At 68.5% G+C, this 24,279-nt stretch carries 20 protein-coding genes; 15 read left to right on the top strand and 5 right to left on the bottom strand.

The features are described from left to right. The first annotated feature begins 139 nt into the window (after positions 1 to 139). The 3 genes from OG509_RS20530 (at position 140) to OG509_RS20520 (ending at position 2,899) form a co-directional block, all read left to right on the top strand. A complete protein-coding gene (locus OG509_RS20530) occupies positions 140 to 373 on the top strand; it encodes a hypothetical protein (RefSeq protein ID WP_202200496.1) in 234 nt (77 codons plus the stop codon). 418 nt (positions 374 to 791) lie between these two features. After that, complete coding sequence (locus OG509_RS20525; protein WP_406183897.1) at positions 792 to 2,126, top strand: DNA cytosine methyltransferase; 1,335 nt, start codon at positions 792 to 794, stop codon at positions 2,124 to 2,126. 161 nt (positions 2,127 to 2,287) lie between these two features. Then, a complete protein-coding gene (locus tag OG509_RS20520) occupies positions 2,288 to 2,899 on the top strand; it encodes a very short patch repair endonuclease (RefSeq protein ID WP_406183896.1) in 612 nt (203 codons plus the stop codon). 6 nt (positions 2,900 to 2,905) lie between these two features. Here OG509_RS20520 and OG509_RS20515 read toward each other — a convergent pair whose 3' ends face one another. Further along, positions 2,906 to 3,298, bottom strand: coding sequence for an AbrB/MazE/SpoVT family DNA-binding domain-containing protein (locus tag OG509_RS20515; RefSeq protein WP_406183894.1), 393 nt, complete (start codon positions 3,296 to 3,298; stop codon positions 2,906 to 2,908). A gap of 20 nt (positions 3,299 to 3,318) precedes the next feature. On the opposite strand from OG509_RS20515, the gene OG509_RS20510 reads away from it, so the two are divergent. Genes OG509_RS20510 through OG509_RS20500 form a run of 3 tightly spaced genes read left to right on the top strand, consistent with a single transcriptional unit; the run spans position 3,319 to position 7,995 of the window. Then, a complete protein-coding gene (locus OG509_RS20510) occupies positions 3,319 to 5,664 on the top strand; it encodes an ATP-binding protein (RefSeq protein WP_406183892.1) in 2,346 nt (781 codons plus the stop codon). A gap of 10 nt (positions 5,665 to 5,674) precedes the next feature. Further along, positions 5,675 to 7,333, top strand: a complete 1,659-nt coding sequence (locus OG509_RS20505) for a DEAD/DEAH box helicase family protein (protein WP_406183891.1) — start codon at positions 5,675 to 5,677, stop codon at positions 7,331 to 7,333. A gap of 5 nt (positions 7,334 to 7,338) precedes the next feature. Continuing rightward, positions 7,339 to 7,995 (top strand): hypothetical protein, encoded by a 657-nt coding sequence (locus tag OG509_RS20500; protein ID WP_406183890.1) that lies wholly within the window; start codon positions 7,339 to 7,341, stop codon positions 7,993 to 7,995. Positions 7,996 to 8,329: 334 nt separating this feature from the next. Here the strand turns inward: OG509_RS20500 and OG509_RS20495 are convergent, their stop codons facing one another. Together OG509_RS20495 and OG509_RS20490 are read right to left on the bottom strand one after the other, a co-directional pair. Continuing rightward, positions 8,330 to 9,976 (bottom strand): DUF262 domain-containing protein, encoded by a 1,647-nt coding sequence (locus tag OG509_RS20495; protein WP_406183889.1) that lies wholly within the window; start codon positions 9,974 to 9,976, stop codon positions 8,330 to 8,332. A gap of 459 nt (positions 9,977 to 10,435) precedes the next feature. Continuing rightward, positions 10,436 to 11,359: a hypothetical protein gene (locus OG509_RS20490; protein WP_406183888.1), complete on the bottom strand. Its 924-nt coding sequence runs from the start codon at positions 11,357 to 11,359 to the stop codon at positions 10,436 to 10,438. Between the two features lie 618 nt (positions 11,360 to 11,977). Between OG509_RS20490 and asnB the strand changes: the two genes are divergently transcribed. The 9 genes from asnB to OG509_RS20445 are packed head-to-tail and all read left to right on the top strand — an operon-like array spanning position 11,978 to position 22,297. Continuing rightward, positions 11,978 to 14,233: an asparagine synthase (glutamine-hydrolyzing) gene (asnB, locus tag OG509_RS20485; RefSeq protein ID WP_406183887.1), complete on the top strand. Its 2,256-nt coding sequence runs from the start codon at positions 11,978 to 11,980 to the stop codon at positions 14,231 to 14,233. A 26-nt stretch (positions 14,234 to 14,259) separates the two neighbouring features. Then, on the top strand, positions 14,260 to 14,961 hold the full coding sequence (locus OG509_RS20480; RefSeq protein WP_406183886.1) for a class I SAM-dependent methyltransferase: 702 nt from the start codon (positions 14,260 to 14,262) through the stop codon (positions 14,959 to 14,961). After that, positions 14,961 to 15,815 carry an isocitrate lyase/phosphoenolpyruvate mutase family protein gene (locus OG509_RS20475; protein WP_406183884.1) on the top strand — a complete coding sequence of 285 codons (855 nt, stop codon included), beginning with the start codon at positions 14,961 to 14,963 and terminating at the stop codon, positions 15,813 to 15,815. Before OG509_RS20480 ends, OG509_RS20475 begins: the two co-directional genes overlap by 1 nt. After that, positions 15,812 to 16,924, top strand: coding sequence for a phosphonopyruvate decarboxylase (aepY, locus tag OG509_RS20470; RefSeq protein WP_406183883.1), 1,113 nt, complete (start codon positions 15,812 to 15,814; stop codon positions 16,922 to 16,924). Before OG509_RS20475 ends, aepY begins: the two co-directional genes overlap by 4 nt. Continuing rightward, positions 16,921 to 17,682 (top strand): metallophosphoesterase, encoded by a 762-nt coding sequence (locus OG509_RS20465; RefSeq protein WP_406183882.1) that lies wholly within the window; start codon positions 16,921 to 16,923, stop codon positions 17,680 to 17,682. The genes aepY and OG509_RS20465 overlap by 4 nt, the downstream gene beginning before the upstream one ends. Before the next feature lie 43 nt (positions 17,683 to 17,725). Further along, positions 17,726 to 19,027 carry a biotin carboxylase N-terminal domain-containing protein gene (locus OG509_RS20460; protein ID WP_406183881.1) on the top strand — a complete coding sequence of 434 codons (1,302 nt, stop codon included), beginning with the start codon at positions 17,726 to 17,728 and terminating at the stop codon, positions 19,025 to 19,027. Between the two features lie 6 nt (positions 19,028 to 19,033). Next, on the top strand, positions 19,034 to 19,969 hold the full coding sequence (locus OG509_RS20455) for a TauD/TfdA family dioxygenase (protein WP_406183880.1): 936 nt from the start codon (positions 19,034 to 19,036) through the stop codon (positions 19,967 to 19,969). Further along, a complete protein-coding gene (locus OG509_RS20450; protein WP_406183879.1) occupies positions 19,966 to 21,015 on the top strand; it encodes a hypothetical protein in 1,050 nt (349 codons plus the stop codon). Before OG509_RS20455 ends, OG509_RS20450 begins: the two co-directional genes overlap by 4 nt. A gap of 52 nt (positions 21,016 to 21,067) precedes the next feature. Beyond that, positions 21,068 to 22,297: a GNAT family N-acetyltransferase gene (locus OG509_RS20445; RefSeq protein ID WP_406183878.1), complete on the top strand. Its 1,230-nt coding sequence runs from the start codon at positions 21,068 to 21,070 to the stop codon at positions 22,295 to 22,297. A 34-nt stretch (positions 22,298 to 22,331) separates the two neighbouring features. Here the strand turns inward: OG509_RS20445 and OG509_RS20440 are convergent, their stop codons facing one another. After that, positions 22,332 to 23,567, bottom strand: a complete 1,236-nt coding sequence (locus tag OG509_RS20440; protein ID WP_406183877.1) for an MFS transporter — start codon at positions 23,565 to 23,567, stop codon at positions 22,332 to 22,334. Next, entirely contained in the window at positions 23,567 to 24,250 is a 684-nt protein-coding gene (locus OG509_RS20435) for a thymidylate kinase (RefSeq protein WP_406183876.1), read from the bottom strand. Before OG509_RS20435 ends, OG509_RS20440 begins: the two co-directional genes overlap by 1 nt. Between the last annotated feature and the right edge of the window lie 29 nt (positions 24,251 to 24,279).

Genomic DNA, 24,279 nt, shown 5'->3' with positions numbered 1-24,279 from the left:
ACTCTGCCGAACATCACCATACATAGTGTGTGTTCGCTCGGCGGGCCACACGGTACGGCGATGGCCTGCGCCGATCGAGCTTGTCCGGGTCTCTTCGTGCCGTGCGGGGCGTTGCTGGCTGGGCTGGTGTGCTGAAGGCATGGACGAAAACGAAGAGACCACCGCGCCGCCCGCTCCTCGGACTCCCGCCACGTCGGAGCCGGCGCCGGAGGCGCCGATCCACGAACGGATGCTCGACCTGGCCGCGCTGCTGATCCTGATCACCATGGCGACGGGCGTCTTCATGCTCGCGGGCCCCGAGGCGTTCACCGCGGTCACCAGTGTCGGGTTGGGGCTGTTCGCGGCCTGGCGTGGCCGGCCGCCGAGACCGTGAGTCGCGGTGGAGACCCCGACGGTTGCCGATGGTCGCCTCCTGTTGATGGGGCTACGCGAGGCGACCCTCGGGCCCACGCGCGATCCATCGAGGGATCCCCGTATGGATCGGCAGGGCGGGCCGACGCCGGCTCCATCACCGAGCGGCGCACCCGGCGTCGGGACTTATCCGACGGATGCCCCCATGGATGTCCCGGCGGACTTGTGCTGGCCGCGCTCTCTCGGACCTGTCTGGCACCGCCCGTGCGTGGCCTGGGCGAGACGCCCTCGCCCTGAAGTCGGTGGTCAACCACCTACGAAGAGTGAGCGCTCTCCCCGTTGGGATCACCAATCGCGCCATGCTCAGCCACCCACAGGAATGAGGCGAACTTTCTCGACAACGGTTACATGTACCATCCAATCCGCGGTATGCTTTCGCAATGTCTGAGCTGCAAGAAGAGCCAAAGTGTGATCGCACCGGGGTCGAGCTGTTCGCGGGGGCGGGTGGCCTGGCCATGGCGGTCCATCAGGCGGGCTTCCGGCCATTGCTGTTCAACGAGTTCGCCCCGCGAGCCTGTCAGACCCTGGAGGCGAACGGGGCGAAGCCTCGGGGAGACGAGGAACGCATCCCCGAGCCTGGGGAGCCGTGGCCGCTGGTGGCGGGCGACGTCCAAGACCTGGACATGAGCTATCTGCTCGGCCGTGTCGACGTGCTCGCCGGCGGCCCTCCGTGTCAGCCCTTCAGCCTCGGGGGTATCGCGAAGGGGGACGAGGACAAGCGGAACATGTTCCCGCAGATGTTCAAGGCGATGCGCCAGATCCGGCCCAAGGCCGTGATCTGCGAGAACGTCGTGGGACTGCTTAGGCCGTCCTTCAAGCCGTATCTCGAGTACATCCTGCGTGAGATGGAGATGCCCTTCGAGCTGCGAGACCCCAATACCCCTTGGCAGAAGCACAATCAAGACCTCATGGACCTCGTCAAGGCCAGAGACAGGGCTTCGGGTGACCCGGCGGAGCGCTACAAGGTGGTGATGACGCGCGTGAACGCCGCGGACTACGGCGTCCCGCAGATCAGGCATCGCATCATCATCGTCGCCTTCCGGGAGGACCTCGGTGTCGACATCGAGCAGTTCAAGAAGGATGTACTTCCCCAGTACTCCGAGGAGGCGCTCTTCCGGGCCATGCTCGATGATTCCGACGACTCCTACTGGAGCCGCCATCCCGAGGTTCCCGAACCCGTACGCGCTGCGGCCAAGGCCAGGGCCAGGGCCGGGATCGCTAAGGGCGCCGCGCTCATCCCGGACGGATCGAAGCCCTGGCGGACCTTCCGGGACGCCATCGCCGGTATCGACGAGAACGAGGGTGATCCGCTGCCGAAGATCTCCTGGGACAGGCTCGACCGCCAGGAGCATCGCGCTGGGGGATTCACTGACCACATCGGGTGGCCCGGGGCTCGGATCTATAAGGGCCACACACCCAATGAGCTGGACCGTCCCGCCAAGACCGTGAAGGCTGGCGTGCACGGGGTCCCGGGCGGGGAGTCCGTGATGCTGACCGATGATCTGGAGACTCCCGGAGGCACTACCTACAAGCACAGGTATATGACCGTGCGAGAGACGGCCCGCGTCATGACCTTCCCCGACGATTGGAAGCTTGAAGGACCTCGTGGGGAGAAGATGCGGCAGCTCGGCAACGCGGTCCCGGTGAAGCTCGGCGCGGTATTCGCCAATGCGGTGGCCAAGGCCCTCGATACGGCGTCGGGGCCGACGACGTGATTGACGTCTTGAAGCCGCCTCAGGGTCGATGGAACGACAGGTTGCCCCCCGATCGCGCCTGGAAAGGGCGGCCGGGAAGGACCCGGAAGGCGCTGTCCGCTGAACAGGACAAAGCGGCGGGTGGTCGCCATCGGCGTGAGGTTGTCCTGGGAGACGGCCGCGTGGTTCACGCCTCGGTCTCCTTGAGGGTCCTACCCAAGACGCGGCGTATCCGCGCGTCACTACGCTGGGGCGATGGAAGGAAGTCCCCGGAGCGCTATCTGGGGGAGGTCGAACACGACAGCCGTGGGGCCAACCTCGCTGAGGGGTGGCGGCTGGCCTGGGCTAAGGGCCTTTTGCGGGAGCACGCCCTGCCGGAGGGCTCGACGGCTTCGACGCCGGCGGTCCGTGCCTCCATGAAAGGCAACCGTGGAAGGGACACAAAGCCCGAGAAGGTACTCAGGTCCCTCCTCTTCAAGGAAGGGCTCCGCTACCGGGTCAACGCACCGCCCGTCCAGGGCCTCCGACGTAGCGCGGATGTGCTGTTCCCGAAGGCAAGAGTCGCGGTGTTCGTCGACGGCTGCTTCTGGCACGTCTGTCCGGAGCATCATCGGCCGGCGAAGAAGAACAAGGAGTTCTGGACGGAGAAGTTCGCCGAGAACCAGCGGCGGGACGCCGAGACCAACCGGATCCTGGAGGAAGCGGGCTGGACGGTCATCCGGGCTTGGGAGCACGAGGCGCCGGACAAGGTGGCGCGACGGGTCATCTCAGCGGTCCGCCGTGCGACCGCCTAGCTGTGCCTACAGCTCCTCACCATGCAGTAGGTCGTCCATAGCGTCGGTCAACCTGCGTAGGACGATGCGGCCGTCACCATCGCTGTATGCGAGGACGGCACTCCCCGCGTCGAGACCGGCCTCGGCGAGGATCCCCAAGGGGATCTGCACCTGGCCGCTCGCATCGATTGTGACCTGCGCGGGTTCCCGGATCGTGAGGTGATTCTCGCACGCTGTTAACCGTGGGGGGCGGGGTGCGGAGTGGGTTCCAGCGGGGGTTTCGAGATCTATGTCCCGCGGGTACCGGTGCCGCCCATTAGGGTTGACGCCATGCTGGTGGATGCACCGGGACCGGGACCGGTGGGGGCGTCTAGACGCTGGTGGGCGCGCTTCGCGTCTGCCGGCAACGCGTTTGTTCACGACGAAGACGGGGGCCGACTGTGACCGCGAGCCAGTACATCAATGTCACGCCACACCCGCGCATCTTGAGTGTGCTGGGCGACATCGAGTTCTCTCACTGGCAGTGCCTGGCCGAGTTGATCGACAACTCCTTCGACGAGTTCCAGGCGGCCGCCGGGACTGTGGACCGACCCTCGGTCGCGATCTCGCTCCCGCCGGCGAACTCGCAGCGTGCGACGGCTGAGATCAAAGTGCAGGACAACGGCCGGGGCATGAGCCTGGAGGCCGTCACCAACGCCATCAGCGCGGGCTGGACGAGCAACGGTCGACACGGTTCCCTCGGCCTGTTCGGCATGGGCTTCAACATCAGCACCGCCCGGCTTGGTCGACGTACCACGGTACGCACCAGTCGTGCGGGCGATCCGGACTGGATCGAGGTGACCCTGGATCTGGCGCGGATCGCCAACTCCTCCGAGTACCAGGCACCGTACCGCTTGACCCCCAAGGACAATCGTGACGAGCACGGCACCACGGTCACGATCAGCGAGCTCAAGCAGGAGCAGTACGCGACGCTCTGCCGCCCTCAGACGCAGACCGTGATCAGGGAGAAGCTCGGAGACGTCTACAGCTACCTGCTGGCGGAGAAGGGCTTCCTGCTCACGCTCAACGGCAAGAAGATCAGGCCACGCCTGCCCTGTGTCTGGGATGAGAAGCGGACCGTCACCCGCCAGGGCGTGGAGATTCATGCTGTACAGAGGATCGACCGCGTTCTGAGCACGAAGAACGCGTGCATGGCGTGCGGATACTGGAGCACCGCCGATGCGGAGCACTGCGAGGAATGCGGACAGGACCGCCTGGAACTGCGGGAGCGCAGGATCTGGGGCTGGATCGGGATTCAGCGCTACCTCCACCGCACCGACTACGGGCTGGACTTCCTCCGTAACGGGCGCAAGATCATGCTCAAGGACAAGCGTGCCTTCCACTGGGAGGACGAGGACGGCATCGCGGAGCCGGAGCTGGAGTACCCCATCGACTCCGGGGCCGTGCAGATGGGCCGGATCGTCGGTGAGATCCATTGCGACCACGTCACTCCGAACTATCAGAAGACCGCCTTCGAGTTCGATACAGCCGAATGGCGTCAAGTCCTGCGCGAGGTCCGCGGAACCAGTCCCCTGCGCCCTAAGATCGCCAAGAACCTTGGGCTGCCGGAGAATCGCAGCCCTCTTGCCCTGCTCTACGCGGGCTTCCGTCGCCAGGACCCGGGGCTCAACTACCTGATCCCCGGCGATGGACGTAACGCTCTCCACGAGACGGCGGTGAAGTGGGCCGGCTTGATGCGGAAGGGCGGCTACGAGTACCAGACCGATGAGGTGTGGTACCGAGCCGCTTATCAGCACGACAACCCGATAGCGGTGGACCCGCAACCGGAGAATGACGACATCCTCCCCGGGTTCGGGGCTGGACTCCTCGACCTGGATGACGAGCCGGAAGGCGGTGCGGCGCCGGGTGCGACGGGCATGACCGCAGCTGGTCAAGAACCGCCCGAGGACGAGGTCGCACCGGCGGAGACGCTGGACCAGAGGCTCCAGCGATACCGAGACAACGCCGACCCCATCGTGGACCTGACAGGCCCGTACTACCTTGAAGAATTGGGCCGCGTGGATCTGACGGCCTGGGCGGTCCGCGGACAGAACCTCGTTACCAAGGATGAGCGGCCCGCACCTGCGATCGTCTCGATGGTCCGAGCCCCTCACCTGGATGTTTTCGTCGACACCGGCCACTCGCTCTTCCGAGAGCACGGGGCGGACATGCGTGACCTGGCGCTCGTCGAGGTCGCGGAGTTTATGCGGGTACGGGCGAACATCGTCTCGATGCCCTTGAGTGAGATCGTGGCGCAGCTCAAGAGCCACACCTCCAGTCCTCGGCTGACGCCGGCGGCGACGGCGGAGGAGTCCGAGAGGCTGCTGGAACAGGTGCGCATGGCGATGGTGGCGCCTGTTTCGGCGAACCCCGCAGTGCACTGGCTGCTGCTCACGAAGGATGAACGAGCCGATGCCGAGCGCCGGTTCGCGGTCGAGGCCGGCGGAGCGTCCCCTTGGAACGACGCGATCTCCAGCGGTGAGTTCATCCGCTATGTCCCGGCCAGTGCGGTCATCCGTATCATCCAGGACTCCCCGGAGACTTTCCTCGACGGGTGCGTCTTCAAGCGCGGGTACATCGCTCTGAGCGATCCCGGCGCTCGAGCGCTCGTCGTGGAACGACTGGTCAACCCCCTGGGGGACCTCGCGCTCCTGGAACAGCACCGTCCACGCCTCGACGTGGAGGAGCTGGCCCGGATCAGGATCAGCTGCAGACTCATCGCGCGCGACCTCGCCGACAACACATAGGGGGAGCGGAATGCGATTCCTTGACGCCGCCTCGCTGCTGGACTCGGGCCCACTGCAGTTTCCTCGCCGCATTGAACGCCTCCTGTGGCACCTGGGCTTCTCCGATGTGTCCAATATCGATGGCTCCGGTGACGAGGGAGGCGACATCCTTGCCCTCCACAAGGGCGAGACCTGGGTGATCCAGTGCAAGTGGAAGCGGCACGGAGCCGTAGGAGCCGACGCGGTGGATGAGGTCGCTCGCGCCCGGGATCACTACCGCGCCCACAAAGCCGTCGTCGTCACCAACACTCGCTTCAGCCCTGATGCTCGGAAGCGGGTGGCGAATCTGGCACGCCTAGGTCCTGGGATCCTCCTGTGGGGCGGAACTGACCTGACGACCAGCTTCGACCGGGTACCACCCCGCTTTGGGCGAGTGACACCACGGCCGTACCAGACCGAAGCACTCCAGGCACTGACCGCCGATCTCGACGCCTCGGGTCGTGCGCTCCTTGTCCTGGCCACCGGCCTGGGCAAAACGGTCGTCGGAGGCGAGATGATCGCGGCGCACCTGCGACGCGTCCCCCAGGACCAGGTCCTGGTCGTCGCGCACGCGAAAGACCTCGTCCAGCAACTAGAGCGTGCGCTCTGGCGGCACCTTCCCAAAGATATTCCGACGCGGCTCCTGACGGGTGACACCCGCCCCGACGATCTCTCGGGTCTCACCTGCGCGACGGTCGGCTCAGCGCTGTCGGCCGCTCGATTCGGATACCGCCCAGGCCTCGTCATGATCGACGAAGCGCACCACGTGGGGGAAGAGGGCCAGTACGACGAGCTGCTGGAGCTCCTCAGCTCGGCGAGGCACCTGGGCGTCACGGCGACTCCATGGCGCGGTGATAAGCACGACATCACCTATCAGCTGGGTGCCCCCAGCTTCAGCCTGGGGATCGAGGAGGGCATGCGGCGCGGCTACCTCGCTCGGGTCGACTATCGCCTGTTCGTCGACGACATCGACTGGGACATCGTCCGTGAGGCCAGCGACCACTCGTACGGACTGGCCGAACTCAACGCCAAGCTCTTCCTGCCGCAGCGGGATGAAGCCATCCGCGACGAGCTGGCCACCGCGTGGGCCGGCACGCGTAATCCCCGGGCCATCGTCTTCTGCCGCACTATCGAACATGCCGAGCGGCTCGCTGACATGCTGCGGCGCACCCCTCTTTGGTCAGGTGCCCTCGCCATCCACGCGGGACTCGCCAAGAGGGAGCGGCAGAACCGCCTGCTCGCCTTCCGAGCCGGCGAAGTGCCCATCCTGACGGCGATCGACATCCTCAACGAGGGCGTCGATGTGCCGGACGTAAATATCCTCTGTTTCGCGCGAGTCACTCACTCCCGCCGCATCTTCGTTCAGCAGCTTGGGCGAGGCCTCCGCTTGCGCGAGGGAAAGGAGCGAGTCACAGTGCTGGACTTCGTCAGCGACCTCCGCCGCATCGCTGCCGCGCTCAAGCTCAAACGCGCGCTCGACGGAGACGGCGAGATCGAGACCCTGGCGAAGATCGCCCCGTCGAACATCGACTTCAGCGACCAGAAGGTGGCCACCCTCATGGATGAGTGGATCAAGGACGCTGCCAGTCTTGAGACCGCGTACGACGAGCACCGACTCCAGTTCCCCTCCACCCGCGCCCCCCAGGAGTAATCACCGTGGCCTTGCAGCATCTGCCTGCGCCCATTCGCGAGCGCCTTCTCATCGAGATCTACCAGCAGGCCAACGACATGGACTGGGAGTTCTTGAGTAACACCGAGAAGACGAATCAGTACCGGCGATGGATCGAGGACCCCAAGGTTGGCGGAGTCCTGCTCGCCTACGGGCCAGAGAAGGACGCCAGGGTCTGGATCAAGGACGTCCCCATGAAGGAGTATGCCCGAGCACAGGAAGGAATCGGGAACTATGTCCGCTACGCGGTAAATCGATTCCAGGGTCCGGAGGAAATTGTCCGTGCGGCATGTGGCAGTGGTTGGGTGATTAAGCCCGATTCGGTTGGGGAGAAGCCGAACCACTGCTATGCCGTCACTGGCGACGCCACTCGATACATTTGCTGGGGCCGCTCCGCAAACTTCCGTGACCTCGTCTGGGCCGCCCTAAACGAGGCCATCGACTCGACGGAACGGCCCGCGATCGTCATCACGACCCGCAACGGCGAGACCGTCTCCACGGCCGAGCACGCGCGCCAGGATCGCCTCGCGTTGCGTTGTGGAGCGGACCTGCGGTACCTGCATCGCGAGATGGTCCCCAACCCGGACTACCTCGGGGTGACGGACGGTGGCCGCAGCCAATTGCAGCCCACGCTCCTGGACTAGCCACCGGTCCACTCGATCAGCCTCGCCCCTGGGAGGAGGCAGGGCGGCACCGTACGCGCGGATGGCCAGTAGCACGGCGAACGCGGCGAGCCACTGGTCAGACGTCCGTTACGGCGCCCGCCCGTTCTATGAGGCTCGGCTCTTCCAAGCTGGGCCCTGGAGCCTGTGAATCCAGCAGGGCTCCAGGGGTCACACCGTCCATGTCAGTCCAGACAACTCCACGTTGCGCCGCCGCCAGCGGCCCATCAACTACTCTCCGAGCTGAGGCCATTGGTCATCCCACTTGGTCGCCACTGTCGCACATCTCGAAAGGTCGACGGCCAACGCGGCGCAGTTAGGATTTCAAATTGACGGAATGGAGATACTCCTTGTATCCGGAGTTGCAATACGGGTGGGCCAACTGCCCGTTTGCCGGGGCTCCCGTACCTCCGTCTTCTTTTCGAATCTTATGGTCGACGGTTGCGGACTTCATATGCAGGCGCGCCTCACAGATACCACACCTAGGGGCGCTCTGTAGCACGGATTCCAGGTAGACCGCGTTAGCCGTCTTCGTCGAAAAATCACGTCCATGCTCATAGTCGTCTGCATCGACAAGCTTGACGGGGAGACGATTTGTTGCGGAATCCTGAAGTTGAGAAATGATCTCGCCTTCTGATTTACCATCCCTTAGACCTTCAAAGAGGACGGTGTACAGCTTTTGAATCGGCGGAACGGAGCGTTGCAGACTACCATAGCGCCGTACGATTTGATTCAAAAAATACTTATGCTTGACCAGGAACTCTTCGAACTCCTTCCGCTTTTCTGAGAACTTCAAGAGGCGACGTTTTTCGGCGAGATCCTGAACGAAGGCTACTGCAGCCAGGAAGGCCGCCGGCTGAAAGCGTCCAGTGAAGCTGTAGAAGTACACCGCAGGGTGCAGACCTAGCGAGCCAGGGGTATTACCAGCGATTCGCTCGGATGCCCTTTTCACAACTCGCATGAACTGAATGGTGGCTGTGCCGTCGGGATCGTCGCCGAGTGGAGCGAGTTCTACCTCTCCGCTCTTCTTGCGGCGCCGGGTCCCCGTCTCATCGCGCCACATCTCCGGTTGCATGCCGTTGGTGAAGTTGACGAGTTCGAAGACCATCTTCACGCTATCTGCCGAGTACCTGCTCCCCGCAACGGGAAGATCGGCAGATTTGATAGCGAGGTCGACGTTGGGTTGGAAGATGAGGTCGTATACCTCCTTCGCGATAGTCTCGATCTCCGACTGTGTGGTTTCGTCGAACGATGACCAGTACTTGTGCCCTGTACCGGCCCGAATGAACGCACGCGCCGAAAGGGCGTTTGGCTTACGCCGCGCCTTAATCATGTCGAGCTCTGTGGGATCAATCGGCGTCGCCTGCTGATTGATCCGGAAGAACGAGCTCTCCGCCTTCTCGGCCTCCCCGTTTACCCATTGCAGGTGCAGAGAGAAGACGCTCAGATTCCGCGCTAGGAGCAGTTTTTCTTCAGAAACTGTGCGCGGATTTTTGAGGGCGAGGCTCAGGTCGCTGAACGAACCTACATTCTCCTGAATCAGACGTCGAGTCGCCTCCGCAGCTTTTCTCTGATCTTCGGGGATTACGTTATCGAAAAATTGGCGGGAGGTGTGACGGTCGCCGTAGTCATCGTGAGCCCAGGCCATAAGCGCGCTCAATCGGTGAGCGCCGTCAATAACGAAAACGCTGCCACTCTTTGGTGAACGCCAGAGGATGATAGAAGGGATGAGGTCACCTTCCAGGAAACTCCGGACAAGCGCTGCTACTTTCTCTGGCGTCCAGTTGGCTGTTTCGCGCTGGAAATCTGGCTTTCGCAAAACGCTATAGCCGATACTGTCCGGAAGTAGATCCGTAACGCGGAGCGTACTCGAGATGGCGGACGGTTGAGTGAGCCCCCCGGAATCTATTGCCTCAAAGTCTTCACGAGGGATTAGGGCATCTAGATTCACCCAATTAGGCATTCCAACTCCTAGCTGCTTTCCTACGGTGCTCTGAGCCTAGCGGCCCCTGTAGCGCATCGTGGTGGAATCAGACGATCACGTGGCTGGAGGTGCCACCCTCTACCGCAGGTTTGCCAGCGAGTTGGCCACAGGCGGCACGGCCCTTCCCGCACTCTTGGCTGGACGCATCGCGCAAACGTGACCGTGCGGTTGGCGGAGCGCCCGTGTTGGAATGTGGCCGCTGTGTGCGGCGACGTGCGGCCGGCAGCGAAGACATGGCTGCGCCGCGGCGGCGACCGAGGCTGTCCGCTATGGCTGCCCGCCAACCGAACGGCGCGGCGGAGTCCGTCGTGATCTCAGACACGCCTGCGAACATCCCCGCCGCCAACGCGTCGCAAAAGATGGCGTCTTGGCGATCAAGTCGTTGTCAGGACAGGTCGTCTGTACCAAGGGTCATCTGAAGAGTGGTCTTGCCGATGGTTATGGCAACCACCGCTGAGCAGGAACACGACATGCGTCTGCGCCCTCGTCATACCCGTTCAGCTGCGTTCGTAGCTTCTCAGCCTCGGCCTCGGCCCTGCGGAGCCGGCGCTCCAAGACATCGCGGGCCGGCGGTGCCGGGTTCTCGGGCTTCGGTGCCTCGTTGCGTGGAGTGAGCCAGCCCACGCGCTGGTACGCCACGATCACGCGCGCGTGGGGGCACGTATAGCACTGCCGTTCCGGACTCGGAATCGGCCAGCCTGACGCCAACATGCGGCGGGTGTGTTCACGTTGGTGCTCGGGTTCAAGGGTCGGGTTGGAGATCAAGAGCTGCTCGAATTCCTCGGTCATCTGCTTCACCCTGGAAGCGTCGGCCAAACGAGGCCCGTCGGCCGGCTTCCAGTCGAGGGTTGGCGCTACGACCTCTTCGAGGTGTCCGCAGTCCAGCGTGACCTTCCAGAACGCCGAGGTATGGGGCTTGTCGTGGCGCAGCACGGCCCACACTTCGGCATCGGCCCATTCGGGTGGCTCCGCCGGGTCGGCGGGGAAGCTCACCTCTCGCCGGTCTCCCCACTCGACGATGTCGCGGTAGGGGGCATGACCGGATTCGTCGTGCCAGCAGTACAGCTGTCCCGGCGGCAACGTCTCGTCATCACGGGGAGCTCGCCACTGCCTTTCGCTCGGCGGGGTGTCGTCGCCTGGTGTCATGAGCTCCTTGATGCAAGCGCAATCAAGTTGCACCCTCCAGCGGTAGTACCGGTCCGGGTCCGGTGCGAAGAACGGCCACAACACCGGAGGGATCGTCCTACGGCGATCGGCGTTGAACTTCTCGTACTCGCGCAGGACGTCCGTTCGCCGCTTCGCGCGGCCGGGCAGTCGGCGCGCTAGAACAGGTAGGCGCATATCAGCGGCGGGGTCTGCCACGTTCAGGTCCTCTCGCCATGCGAACCGCTGTGGCCGACGGTAGGGACCCTGAGATCGGCCTGGGAGGAAGATAACGCTCCCTTCGCCCGAACGGAGGAAGAAGTTGCCGACGCGCCCTCGCGGCCCGGATGGATCGCGAGTAATCATCGACGGGACAGCGCCGGTGGCTGGGAGCCGACTGGGAGCCGGTCTGCTCCCCGAGGCCCCTTGAGACTCCCCCAGACCGTTCGGGGCCACGGCGCTGACCAGGGGAATCGGCGTTCGTACTGGTGGCGATCTCGGGTGGACCTCATTCGGGACGAAGAGGTCGTGGGTTCAAATCCCGCCACCCCGACGCTGTAGTACGAGGTCAGGGCCGGTTTCCTTTGGGAAGCCGGCCCTGCTTCGTTTTGGCGTGACGTACTGCGTGTCATCCGCCGCGTACGGGGCGTGCCGGCTCGGGGAGCCGGGGGGCCACTGGGGGGCCACCGGGGGGACACCGGGGGTGGGGATGCTGTTCAGCAGTAGGTGACCACTGACGCTGAGCGGAGGTGAATGAGATGAAGGTTTACGTCAAGCCGGAGGCCAAGAAGGTCGACCAGGGCACCATCGTCGCCGCTGTCCGCTAGTAGCGACCCCATGCCACGCCTCCCGTTCGGGGGGCGTGGCATGTCCGCTCCACACATCAGTGACAGGGGAATCGGAAGCCTTATGTGCGGAATTGCAGGATTCGCCCACACGGACGGAAGCACCCTCGCGGGGTCGGCCGACGCGATTCTCCGCGACATGGCCCATGCGCTGCGGCCGCGCGGGCCGGATGACATGCAGTTCCACCACACCGGGCCGGCGTGCATGTCGTTCACGCGGCTCGCGCTGATCGACCCCGAGGGCGGGCGGCAGCCGTTCATCAGCGAGGACGGGAACGTCATCCTCGCGGCGAACGGGGAGATCTACAACTACCGGGAGTTGCGGAAGGGGTTCGAGGGGCGGGTTCGCTTTCGGAGTGAGAGCGATTGCGAGGTGCTTCTCCATCTTTATCTGGAGAGGGGGATTGGGTTCCTCGACGATGTGCGGGGGATGTTCGGGATCGCCGTCATCGACCTGCGTGAGCAGCGGCTGCTGCTCGCACGCGACCGGCTCGGCATCAAGCCGCTGTTCATCCACCGCAACCGCGACACCGTGCTCTTCGGCTCCGAGGTCAAGGCGCTCTTCGCGCACCCCGACTGCCCGCGCGAGCTCGACTGGGCGCGCGCCCTCGCCGACCAGGGGCTCAGCTCCGCGCCGGTGATGAGCGACGACGAGCCCCTGACCTGGTTCAAGGGCGTGGATCACGTGCCCTCCGGGGCCATCGTCGACATCAGCCTGCGTGGTGGGGCCACCCGCGTGCACCGGTACTGGGAGCTGCCCACGCCGGCCGAGGCCGGCGGGCTTCCCGAGAGCTTCTTCGTGCGGAGCATGGGCGATCTGCTCGCCTCCTCCGTCCGCGAGTGCCTGATCGCCGACGCCGAGATCGGCGTCTTCCTCAGCGGCGGCCTCGACTCCGCGGCCATCACCTCCCTGGCCGCGCACACCGGACTGCACACCTTCTCCGCGCTGACCGGCGCCACCGTCGTCAACAAGGACGCGCAGTACGCCCGCGAGACCGCCGACCTGCTGGGACTGCCCAACCACCAGGTCGCCTTCGGGGCCGACCGGATCCCCTCGCCCGACGAGTGGCGGCGCCTGCTCTGGCTGATGGAGACGCCGCTGTGCGGCCCCGAGCAGTTCTACAAGAGCGAGATGTACCGCTTCGCCCGCGCCGAACGCCCCGAGCTCAAGGCGATCCTGCTCGGCTCGGGCGCCGACGAGTTCAGCGGCGGCTACAGCGTCGCCCTCTCCGGCGGCGGCGACTGGGAGGACTTCGAGGGCAACCTGCGGACGATGGCCCGCCGCAAAGCCCTCGGCTCGCAGTCGGCCCTCTCCGTCTGGTGGGAGGGCACCGACCTGCCGCTGCTCAGCGACGACGCCGTCGGCGCGTACGCCCCCGGCGCGGTGGACGACCCGTACGGCTCCTACCTGGCCTGGAAGTTCCGGGACATGCAGCAGTACAACTTCTGGGTCGAGGACCGCACCGCCTCCGGCAACGGCGTGGAGGCCCGCGTCCCCTTCCTCGACCACCGCATCATCGAGCTGCTCGCGACCGTGCCGCGCGCCTACCGCAAGCGGCTGTTCTGGGACAAGCAGGTCATCCGCGAGGCCGTACGGGACATCCTGCCCGCCGAGGTGATCGGCCGGCCCAAGCTCGCCTTCTACGAGGGCGAAGGCGTGCGCCACACGCACCGCACCTTCACCCGGATGCTCGCGCAGAGCGGCGACGAGCTCGTCGAGCAGGCCCTCTCCTCGCCGCGCGCCGCCCAGTACCTCGACGGCGCGAACATCCACCGCGCCCTGCGCCGGCTGGAGCGGGACCAGGGCTCCGGCCACGTCGAACTGCTCCTGCGCGTGGTCAACCTGGGCATCCTCGACCTGATGGCCGTGGACGTCCCGGGCAGCCGGGCCCCGAGCGGCCCCGCCCCGTACGAACTGCGCGTCACGGACTTCGAGGGCTCCGAGGTCCAGGAGCTGTTCCCGCAGGCACGGATCGAGGAGACCTCGGTGTTCCGCCTCGCCGAGGGCGTCCTCGTACTCGACGACGTACAGGGCGCCAACACCTCGTACGTCGTGGTCGACGGCGGCATCCGCTTCGTCATCGACCACCTCACCCACGCGGACTGGCTGCGGCTGCTGCGTGGACTCGACGGGCGCCGGCCGCTGTCGGAGGCGCTCGCCGCCGCCGGCTGCGCACTCGACGCGATGCGGCCGCTGCTGGACGGATCGCTCGAAGCCGGCCTGCTGGAGTCCGTCGACGCCCCCTGAAAAGTAATCACGAGTGAGGTCATCCGATGACAGCCCATCTCTACTGGGACGAGGTCTGGCGCACCGACAGCGGGCGCACAGGCGACTGGTCGCGGCCGCACCCGTGGGTCGTGGACGAGGCCGCGCGACTGCAGAAGCTCGGCGCGCAGGACGTACTGGACCTCGGCTGCGGCGTGGGCCGGCACGCCCTCTGGTTCGCGGAGGCCGGATTCACCAGCTCCGGCACCGACGCCAGCGAGGCGGCGGTACGCGCCGCCCGCGAGGAGAGCGAGAGGCGCGGGTTACGGGTCGCCCTCGACATCGGCGACTTCGGCGAACTCCCCTACGCGGACGACAGCTTCGACTACGTCCTCGCCTTCAACGTGGTCTACCACAACGACGAGGCCGGCCTCGGCCGCGTGCTCGACGAGGTCCGGCGCGTGCTGCGCCCGGGCGGCATCTACCAGTCCACGATGCTCTCCAAGCGCAACGGCGAGTACGGCCGCGGCATCGAGGTGAGCCCCAACACCTTTTGCCAGCCGGGGGCCACGGACGACAAGGTGCACCCGCACCTGTACGTGGACGCCGCCGACCTGCTGCGCCTGCACCCCGGGTTCCGCCTGCTCAGTGCCACCGACGCCGAGCATGCCGTGCCCGGCTCCTTCCACTGGCACTGCGTGTTCGAGTCGGCGGGGGAGGACGTGGCGGGCACGCACCACGGCCGTTTCGCGCAGAGGGCCGGGGAATAGTGTCGAAGGCGACGCGACTGCGCGAACTGCTGGAACGCAAGGCGCTGGCCCGGATCGTCGGATCCCGGGACGCGCTGACCGCCCTGCTCGTCGAGGAGGCCGGGTTCGACGGTCTGTGGGCGTCGAGCTTCGAGATCTCCGCCTCCCGGGCCCTGCCCGACCTGGGCCTGCTGACCATGTCCGAGCTGCTCGAAGCCTGCTCGCACGTGAACCAGGCGACCAGGCTGCCACTGCTCGCGGACTGCGACACCGGCTTCGGCGGCAACATCAACGTCGTCCGTACGGTCCGCCAGTTCGAGGCGGCCGACATCGGCGGCATCTGCATGGAGGACAAGGTGTTCCCCAAGCGGAACAGCTTCCTCGGCGGCGGCCAGAACCTGGAGGACGCGGGCGAGTTCGCCGGCCGGATCCAGGCCGCCGTACGGGCCCGGACCACCGCGGACTTCACCGTCATCGCCCGCGTCGAGGCGCTCATCGCCGGGGCCGGGCTCGCCGAGGCGCTGCGCCGCGCGCACCTGTACGCGGACGCCGGCGCCGACGCCATACTGATGCACTCCAAGAAGTCCACGCCGATCGAGATCCTGGAGTTCCTCCAGGCCTGGCAGGCGCGCACGCCCGTGGTCGTCGTACCGACCACCTATCCGCACTGGGACCTCGCCGAGGCCGAGGCGGCGGGTGTCTCGATGGTGATCTACGCGAACCACGCGCTGCGCGCCTCGGTCTCCGCCATGCGCGACGTCCTCGGCGAGATCCGGCTCCAGGGCGGGACCGGCGGGGTCGAGGACGCCATCGCCCCGATGAAGGAGCTGTTCGGCCTCACCCAGGTGAACCGGTGGGAGGAGTGGAGCGCATGATCAGCGCCGAGTTCTTCTGCGCGGAGCTGGACCGCCGCGGGTACGGGTTCTTCAGCGGGGTGCCGTGTTCCTTCCTCAAGGGCCCGTTCGCGCTGCTGGAACAGCGCGACAGCTACGTCCCGGCGCCCAACGAGGGCATCGCGCTCTCCATGGCCGCCGGCGCCGAACTGGGCGGGACCCGGGCCGTGGTGCTGGCCCAGAACTCGGGGCTCGGCAACCTCCTCGACCCGCTGACCTCGCTGACCATGGCGTACGAGATCCCGCTGCTGCTGTTCGTCAGCCTGCGCGGCTGGCCGCGCGCCGAGGACGACGAGCCGCACCACGCGGCCATGGGCGCCGGGACCATCGGCGTGCTGGAGGCCCTCGGGATCGCCCACGGCATCCTGGACCCGGCCGAGGAGAGCCTGGGCGGGCTCCTCGACCGGGCGGAGCGGGCCCGGCGCGAGAGGCGGTCCTTCGTCGTCCTCGTACCGGCGAAGACCGTCGACGCCCATCCGGTGCCGGCGCCCGCGCCGGACGCGCGGATGGACCGACAGGGCGCCGTCTCCGTGATCGCCGGGCACCTGGGTGACGCGCTGGTCTACAGCACCACGGGCATGATCAGCCGGGAGCTGTTCGGGGTCGTCGACGCCGCGCGCAACTTCTACATGCAGGGCTCCATGGGGCACGCCATCGGCCTGGGCCTGGGCACCGCGCTGAACCGCCCCGACCAGGACGTCGTGGTCATCGACGGCGACGGCGCGGCGGTCATGCACCTCGGCGGGCTCGCGCTCGTCGGCGAGCGGCGGCCCCCGAACCTGACCCACTTCGTGCTCGACAACGGCGCGTACGACTCCACCGGCGGCCAGCGCACCCGCGCGACGGCCATGCGCTGGGACGAGTTGGCGCTGGCGGCCGGATACCGCACGGGCAGGGTCTGCCGTACGGCCGAGGAAGTCACCGCCCATCTGGGGGAGATCAAGGGGCGGCCGGGCCCGCATCTGGTGGCGCTGCACATCGGCAGGGGTGGGGCCACGCCCCCGCGGGTAACTTCGGCGCACACCAACGCCGAGGTCAGGGCCCGCTTCCAGGCCGCGGCGACCGAAGCCCGGAAGGACGACCTGCCGTGACCACCGTCATCGCCCATGTCAGCGATCTGCACCTGGACCTCTCGGAGCGCGCCACGCAGCGCGCGCTGACGGTCATGAACCACCTGCGCGACATGCCCGGACCCGTGGACGCCGTCCTGGTCTCCGGTGACATCGCCGACCACGCGACGGCGGACGAGTACGCGCAGGCCCGCAAGCTGTTCGACCTGCCCTACCCGGTGCTCGTGCTGCCCGGGAACCACGACCGGCGGGGCCCGTTCCGTACGGGGCTGCTCGACGCGGCGCCCGGGGACGAGGAGCTGAACCAGGTCGTCCGTACGCCCGGAGCCGTCTTCCTGCTGTGCGATTCGACGGTCCCGGGCAGCGACGAGGGTCTGCTCAGCGACCTGACCCTGAGGTGGCTGGACCGGACGCTGACCGCCGAGGGCGGGGAGCTGCCCGTGTTCGTCTGCTTCCACCACCCGCCGGTCGACCTGCACACCCCGTACGTGGACCGGGTCCGGCAGTTCGGCGAGGAGCGCCTCGCCGCGGTGCTGGAGCGGCACCCGCAGGTCGTGGCCCTGCTGTGCGGTCACGCGCACGTGGCCGCGGCCACGACGTTCGCGGGGCGCCCGCTCCTCGTGGCGCCCGGGGTCGCCTCGACCGTACCGCTGCCCTTCGAGGGCCGGCCCGCCGTGGACTACGAGCTGGCCCCGGCGCTGGCCTTCCACGTGCTCGACGACCGGCGGCGGCTGGTCACGCACTACAGGGCGCTCGGCCGGACGCATCCCGACCACTGAACCGAAGCCACTGCGAGCCACCGAGAAGCGCTGGGAGAAGGCCATGAGAAGAGTCCTGATCGCCAACCGCGGGGCGATCGCGGCCCGGGCCGTCGACACCTTCCGCGGGCTGGGCTGGTCGCCGATCGCCGTCGTCGCCTCATCGGACCCCCAGCGCCTCCACGCGCTCGCCGCGGACGGGTGCGAGTACCTCGAAGGCACCGGGCTCGCGCAGACGTACGACCACGTGGGCCGGATCGTCGAGGCGGCCCGGCGCTGCGGAGCCGACGCGGTCTATCCGGGCTACGGGGCGCTGGCGGAGGACCCGGAGCTGCCCGAGCGGCTGGCGGCGGCGGGCATCGCCTTCGTCGGGCCGACGGCGGAGGTGCTCGCGGCGGCCCGCGACAAGGACCACGCGGTCGCCACCGCCGACCGCCTCGGCCTGCCCGTACTGCCGCACGCGACCGGGAACGGGCGCATCGCCAAGCTGGTGGCGGACATCGGACTGCCGGTCATCCTCAAGCCGGTCACCGGGTGCGGCGGCCTCGGCGTGCGCATCGTGCACACCGAGGCGGAGGCGGAGCGGGCGCTCGCGCTCATGGCGGACGACGAGGGTGCCGATTGGTACGCCGAGCGGTACGTGGAGCGCGGAGCGGTGGTCGGGATCACGGTCGCCGTGGACGACGCCGGAACCGTGCACCCGCTCGGTGAGCGGGAGAGTCTGCTGGTCGACGGCAGCATGAAGCTGCTGGAGGCCTCGCCCGTCCAGGGCGTGGCCCCGGAGCTGGTGGAGCGGATGCGGGCGGACACGGCCCGGCTCGTCACCGGGATGGGGTTACGGGGCGTGGCGACGGTCGAGTTCATCGTCGGCTCGGGCAGCGGTCCGTGCGCCCGCAGTCACTACTTCCTGGAGGTCAACGGGCGGCTGCCGCTGGCCTACCGGATGTGCGAGGCGCAGACCGGCCTGGACGTGGTGGCCCTCCAGATGGAGCTGGCGCAGGGCGCGCTGCCCGCCCCCGGCCGCATCCGCGTCGACCGGGACAGGCACTGCCTGGAGGCGCGCCTGTTCATCGAGCCGTCGCCGGGCGGGGCGCCCGGCGCGATCACCGCCTTGGAACTGGCCCCCGAGCCGGGGGTGACGTACAACTGCGCGCTGGACGTGCGCAGGCCGGTCGTCCTCGACAACATCGTCACGCAGGTCCTGGCCCTGGGCGGGCGCCGCGGCGCGGCGGCCGGGGCGGTGCTGCGGGCCGTCGAGGGCAGCGGGGTGTCGGGGGTCGGAACGTGCGCGGAAGAGATAGCCGTGTGGCTGCGGGGTTCGGGGCTGGTCCCGGAACGCCTCGGCAGCCAGGCCTTGGGAGTGTGATCCGAGATGAACAGCAACGATCCGTTCTCGACCGTCCGCCACCCCGTCGACCGCGCGCTCGCGACGGCCGTCGCCGAGAGCGGGGAGGAAGACGTACGCGCGCCCTGGTACCGGGAGTTCGGGCGGACGGTCGGCGGTTTCGTACGGCGCCACCTCGACGCCCGGCCCGGCTACTTCGTGCTGAGCGGCCTGGACCACCTGGGCGAGGAGCAGGCGCGCCGGTTCACGGTCGCGGTCTCCCGGCTGGCCGGGGACCTGCTGCCGCAGGACGGCGCGGGAGCCCTGCTGCGGGACGTACGGGACCGGGGGATGCGGCTCGGCGAGGGCGCGACCGGCCGCTACTCGGACAGCCGGCAGGGCGGCAGCCTGCACACCGACGCGGCGCACCGGCCGGGGCGGCTTCCGGACATTTTCGCGCTGTTCTGCGTCCGGCAGGCCTCCAGCGGCGGGGCCCTGGTCACGGTGCACGTGAGCGATCTGCTGGAGATCCTCCGGGGCCACCCCGAGGAGCTCGCGGCGCTGCGGCTGCCGGTCCACTTCGACACCCGGGACGACACGCCGGGGGTGCCGCTCACGACCGAGCGGCCGGTACTGGAGTTCAAGGACGGCCGGGAGCGGATGTACTACCTGCGGGACTACATCGAGATCGGACACCGGCACCCGCACGTACCGCCGTTGACGCCCGAGCAGGTCAAGGCGCTGGACCTGCTGGACTCGCTGCTGGAGCGGCGCGATCTGCAGACGCACGGGCGGCTGGCACCGGGCGAGATGATCTTCATCGACAACCGGTCGATCGTGCACGGCCGGACGGCGTTCGACGAGGACCGGCCGGTGGACGGAGGGCGGCTGATGCTCCGCACCTGGATCGGACTCCCGGCGCAGCACGGGGCCGGGGCCGACGCCGATGCCGGAGCCGACACCGACGCCGGAGCCGTCCGGTGACACGGGTCGTCACCGAGCTCGAACGGCTCGGCCTCGCCGAGTTCCTGGCCGACTTCCCCGGGGACTCGGTGGACCGCCGCCAGTGGGCCGCCGGCGCCCGCGGCCTCGACGGCGAGCTGCGCGCCCTCGCCGGGTTCCTGCTGCTCGGGGAGGTCGCGGCGGCCGACCGGCTGCCGCCCGCCCTCGCCGGGGCGCTGCCGGCCCTGGTCAAGAGCGGGGTCGCGCACCAGCGCGGGGCCGAGGTCCGGCTGGTCGACGTCAGCCTGTTCCGCTCCGCCGGGGTGTGGCTGTTCGCGGAGCCGCCGAGCCCCTTCCCCGTACGCCACTACTTCGGCCGGGACTCGATCGCGCTGGCCCGGCGCACCGGCTTCCGGGCGGGGGCGCGCGTCCTCGACCTGTGCTCCGGACCGGGGTTCCAGGGGCTGGTCGCCGCCCACGGCGGCGCCCGGGCCACGCTGGTGGAGCTGCTGCCCGAGACCGCCGAAGTGGCCCGGCTCAACGCGGAGATCAACGGGGCGGCGGACCGGATCGAGGTCCTCGTCGGCGACCTGTACGAGCCGCTGCCGGCCGGGGTGGAACCGTACGACCACGTCATCGCGAACATCCCCTTCCTGCCGACCCTCGCGGCCCCGGGCGAGGAGGCCGCCCACGAGGGCGGCGAGGACGGGTTCGGCGTGGGCCGGCGGGTCCTCGCCGGACTCCCCCGGCACCTGGGCGCGGGCGGCACGGCCCATCTGACCGCGCTCCTCCTCCAGGCGGGCGAACAGCTCGTCACCGACGGCGAACTGCGGGCCTGGGCCGCGGCGAACGGGTACGGCCTGACGGTCACGCTGACCGAGCGGATGGCGGTGGACGCCGATTCCGACCTCGTCCAGACGACGGTGTCCGACCATCTGGAGACCGACCCGCAGGCCGACCCCGAGGAGCTCACCGCCGCCGCCGTCGCCACGTACGCGAGCCGCGGGGCGACGGCCGCCCGGCTGGCCTATCTGCGGATCGACGCCGGGATGGCCGACTTTCGTGTCCTCGACCGCGCGGACGGCTGAAGGTGGCTACCGTGACCGGCGCACTCGATCGCGATCGGGAAGGACGCACAGCGTGACGACGGCAGGGACGGACGGCGCGGGCAACGGCGGGACGAAGCACGGCGCGGGCGACGGCGGGAACGGCCCGAAGAGCCCCGAGCTCGTCGAGCTCGCCTCGATACGGGACGCGGAAGTCGACCGGTGGAACGCCCTCGCGGGCGACGCCGCCCTCTATTCGACCCACCGCTGGCTGCTCTACGGAGAGGAGCTGGCCGATGCCGGCTCCCGCCACCTGGTCGCCGCCTCCGGCGGCACGTACACCGTCGGGCTCCCCACCCACCGCTTCACCGGGAAGGTCCCGCACTTCTACGATCCCGCCGTACTGTTCCCCGGCGCCGCCGAGCCGGCCACGCCCGAGCGCCCGCTGCTCCTCGGCGGCACCCGCCTCGGCTACACCAGCGAGGTGATCGTCGCCCCGGGCACCGTCGAACCGCTCGCCGCGGCGGGCGTGCGGACCGTACTGGACCGGTTCCGTGCGATGGGCGCCGACGACGGCGGCCTCGCGGCCCTGCTCTACCTCACCGACGAGTCGGTGGAGCGGCTGCTGCCGCACCTGGGCCCCCGGGACCAGGTGGTGCTGATGGACGCGACCGCGGTCCTGCCCGTCGACCCCGACGGCCTGGAGGGCTACCGCAGACGCTTCACCTCACACCAGTTCACCTCCATCCGCCGCGAGATGCGCCGTTACACCGACGCCGGCTGCCGCACCGAGGTCAAGCGCCTCTCCGAGTGCCACCAGCTGCTCGGCCCGCTCTCCGCGCAGGTGCTCATCCGGTACGGGCACCCCGTCACCGACGAGAGCGAGTCGGAGCGCTTTGCCCAGCAGGCCTCGCTGTTCGACGACAACTGCCGGATCCTGGGCGCCTACCAGGGCGACCGGATGGTGGGCTTCACCCAGTACTTCTTCTGGGGGAACACCATGTACGCCCGCTCGCACGGGCTGGACGACTCCATCGCCCGCGAGGCCAAGCTCTACTTCAACCTCACCTACTACGAGGCCGTGAAGTACGCGGCGGCCCACGGCTACCACTGCGTGGACCTGAGCTGCGACGCCTTCCAGGCCAAGGTGTCCCGGGCCGCCCGGCTCCAGCCCCTGTGGGGGGTCGTCCTCGACGCCCCGTGGACCGGTCCGGTCCTGGAGCGCGTACGCGCCGAGGAGCGGGCCCGGCGCGAGGAGTTCGCCTCCCACGACCCGGGGATCGAGTCGCGGGTGGCGCAGCTGGTGGACGCGCGCGGCAGGTAGGCCCCCGAAGACGGGCCCAGGCCGGCCGCGACGCTCACCCGGCCGGTCTGGGCTCCCGCTCCTTGTCCCGCTCCCTCTCCCGCTGGTCGCGCCCGCGCTCGGCGATCGCCGCCACCGGCGGCACCGCCGCCCCGGCCGCGACCATGAGGGTGACGAGCACGGCCCACCCCAGCGGGCCCGCGCTCAGGCACAGCGCGTTCAGCACGGTCGGCGCCACCGCACCGCCGATGCCGACCCCGACGGAGAACACGCCCTGGTACTCGCCCTGCGCGTGCTCGGGGGCCAGCCCGAACGACAGCGCGTACTCCCCCGCCGTGAACAGCATCTCCCCGAAGGTCAGCGCCGCCGTGCCGATCAGGATCAGCCCCATCGCCCCGTACATCGGGACGTGCGCGGCGGCGAAGACGAGGGCCATGGCCACGGCGATGACGGGCCCGCTGCGCCGCATGGCCAGCGCCCCGTCGTGCGGGGTCTCGACCCCCTTGGCGACCTTGGTCTGGAGCAGGACCACCAGCGCACAGCTCAGCGCGAAGACCAGCGACACCGTCCAGCGCGGCGCCTTCGTGTACTCGGCGATCCACACCGGCATCAGCACCGTCATGAAGACGTCGAACATGACGAGGGTGCCCGCGAGCACGCTGACGGCGAGGAACGGGCGGTCGGCGAGCGCGTAGTGCCGGCCGCTCCCCGGCCCCTTGGGGATCGGCGGCAGATGCGGCAGCCGGGCCACCAGCACCGCGGCGACGAGGTACGAGACGACGTCGGCGCAGATCGCGATCACGTACGCGGTCCGGGTGTCGGCCTGCAGCGCCAGCCCGCCGAGCAGCGAACCGGAGACCATCGCGAGGTTCTGGAGGGAGTAGATCCGCGCCCGGTAGGCGACCCGGTCCTCACCGCCGACGTACGCGATCAGCGCCCCGCTGATCGCGGGGAAGGCGCCGCGCCCCAGGGAGATCAGGGTGATCACCACGAGGAACCCGGCCATGCCCTCCACCAGCAGCAGTGCGCCTGCGGCGGCCGCCTGGGCGACCAGTCCGGCGATGCCCACCTCGCGCGGCCCGAACCGGTCGGCGAGCCGGCCGACGAGCGGCCCGGCGACCAGGCCCGCGAGCCCGGCCGCCGTCAGCCCCATGACCACGTTGCCCGTGGACAGGCCCACGGACCGGACGAAGAACAGGACTTGGAGTGGGGCCCAGCTGCCCGCCCCGAGGTAGCGGACGAACAGTGCGGCCGCCAGGCCGCGTCTCAGGCTCCGCCCGTCGTTCGGCATCAGTGGCCCGCCGGGGCTTCGACGACGGCGGGGCGGGGGGCGGCCTCCGCGGGGCGGGGGTTGACCTCGACCCCCAGCTTGGGCGCCAGCAGTTTGCGCAGCTGCTGCGCCGCCGCCTCGGCGGTGTTCGCCCGTACGACGTCCCAGCCGTGCCGGGCCGCCCAGTCGAGCATGACGTCCCGGACGGCCGCCTGGTGGGACAGGAAGCTCTCCGGCCGGCACTCCGGATCGCGGCCGCACTCGTACGGGGTGATGTCGCCCTTCTTGCGGCGCAGCGCCTCCTCGGGGGTGACGTCGAAGAAGACGACGCTGTCCACCGGGGCCATGGCGTGCACGATCGCGTCCACGAGCTCCTGGGGGCAGCCCGCCAGCAGTTCGGTGGCGGCGTGCTTGACCCAGTAGCCGTCGAGGACGACGAGGTCCGCCTCGGCGGCGCGGGCGCGCTCCGCGGCCAGGGTGTTGAGCCAGCCGAGGAAGAGCATCCGGGCCGGGTTCGGCATCTCGGCGATGCAGACCCGCAGTTCGTCGAGGGTGGTGCCGCGCAGGAAGCGGGCCTGCGGTACCTCCGATTCCGCGAACACCTGCCACTTGCCGACGACGCGGAACGACAGGCCCTGGCTCTCGGCCCAGCTCTGCAGCCGCTTGACCTGCGTGCTCTTGCCCGCGCCGTCGGGTCCGTCCATCGCAACGATCACTGTTCAAATCCCTTCGG

Source organism: Streptomyces sp. NBC_01006, assembly GCF_045162725.1.
Taxonomy (GTDB): domain Bacteria; phylum Actinomycetota; class Actinomycetes; order Streptomycetales; family Streptomycetaceae; genus Streptomyces.
The sequence above is the reverse complement of the archived record's forward strand: the minus strand, read 5'-3'. Positions and strand labels throughout refer to the sequence as shown.

What these genes read in the sequence shown, in the direction of transcription:
- OG509_RS20495 (WP_406183889.1), bottom strand. Translation starts at nt 9,976, where the DNA reads ATGCCTAATTGGGTGAATCTAGATGCCCTAATCCCTCGTGAAGACTTT.
- OG509_RS20455 (WP_406183880.1), top strand. Translation starts at nt 19,034, where the DNA reads ATGAACAGCAACGATCCGTTCTCGACCGTCCGCCACCCCGTCGACCGC.
- OG509_RS20440 (WP_406183877.1), bottom strand. Translation starts at nt 23,567, where the DNA reads ATGCCGAACGACGGGCGGAGCCTGAGACGCGGCCTGGCGGCCGCACTG.
- OG509_RS20460 (WP_406183881.1), top strand. Translation starts at nt 17,726, where the DNA reads ATGAGAAGAGTCCTGATCGCCAACCGCGGGGCGATCGCGGCCCGGGCC.
- OG509_RS20530 (WP_202200496.1), top strand. Translation starts at nt 140, where the DNA reads ATGGACGAAAACGAAGAGACCACCGCGCCGCCCGCTCCTCGGACTCCC.
- aepY (WP_406183883.1), top strand. Translation starts at nt 15,812, where the DNA reads ATGATCAGCGCCGAGTTCTTCTGCGCGGAGCTGGACCGCCGCGGGTAC.
- OG509_RS20505 (WP_406183891.1), top strand. Translation starts at nt 5,675, where the DNA reads ATGCGATTCCTTGACGCCGCCTCGCTGCTGGACTCGGGCCCACTGCAG.
- OG509_RS20480 (WP_406183886.1), top strand. Translation starts at nt 14,260, where the DNA reads ATGACAGCCCATCTCTACTGGGACGAGGTCTGGCGCACCGACAGCGGG.
- asnB (WP_406183887.1), top strand. Translation starts at nt 11,978, where the DNA reads ATGCCACGCCTCCCGTTCGGGGGGCGTGGCATGTCCGCTCCACACATC.
- OG509_RS20525 (WP_406183897.1), top strand. Translation starts at nt 792, where the DNA reads ATGTCTGAGCTGCAAGAAGAGCCAAAGTGTGATCGCACCGGGGTCGAG.
- OG509_RS20435 (WP_406183876.1), bottom strand. Translation starts at nt 24,250, where the DNA reads ATGGACGGACCCGACGGCGCGGGCAAGAGCACGCAGGTCAAGCGGCTG.